The sequence below is a fragment of the Stenotrophomonas sp. YIM B06876 genome (assembly GCF_030711595.1).
GTDB lineage: Bacteria > Pseudomonadota > Gammaproteobacteria > Xanthomonadales > Xanthomonadaceae > Stenotrophomonas.
In genome coordinates, this window is the sequence record NZ_JAUJUJ010000243.1 from 1 (window position 1) to 534 (window position 534).

The 534-nt window shown below is 58.1% G+C and carries 1 protein-coding gene; it reads left to right on the top strand.

Annotated features, from left to right (window positions below; translation table 11 throughout):
- Window positions 1-185: 185 nt before the first annotated feature.
- On the top strand, window positions 186-534 hold a 349-nt coding region (locus QZH66_RS16430), incomplete at its 3' end, for a type I restriction-modification system subunit M N-terminal domain-containing protein (RefSeq protein ID WP_305806947.1).

The window sequence follows — 534 nt, forward strand, 5'->3', positions numbered from 1 at the left end:
CGCGGCACCCGCAGCCGAGTCAGCAGCCCTACCTGCGCGCCAGCGTGGACTCTCAAAACAATAGCTTGTAGCGCTCGTGTCTATTGATTTTCAGGCATAAAACCATCTGAAACATAGATATGAAAAGCGCAAACAGCTCACTTTTTTGATAGCACCGCCTTGCACACGCGTGGGGTTACAGGCCCATGGCAGACTCGCAGGCTTTCCTCTGCAAACCCTGCCCCGCCCCCATGCTTACCGGTGAATTGAGAAACAAAGTCGACCAAGTCTGGAACGCATTCTGGTCTGGCGGCATCGCCAACCCGCTCGAAGTCATCGAGCAAATCACCTACCTGCTCTTCTTGCGCGGCCTCGACAGCGACCAGACGCGCGAAGAAAACAAGGCCCTGCGCCTCAAGACGCAGCCCGTGCGCATCTACCCCGCAGGCAGCGACAGCAAAGGCCGCAGCTTTGACGACCTGCGCTGGTCGCGCTTCAAGAACTACGCCGCGCCCGAGATGTACACCGTGCTCAGCGAGCATGTCTTCCCCTTTC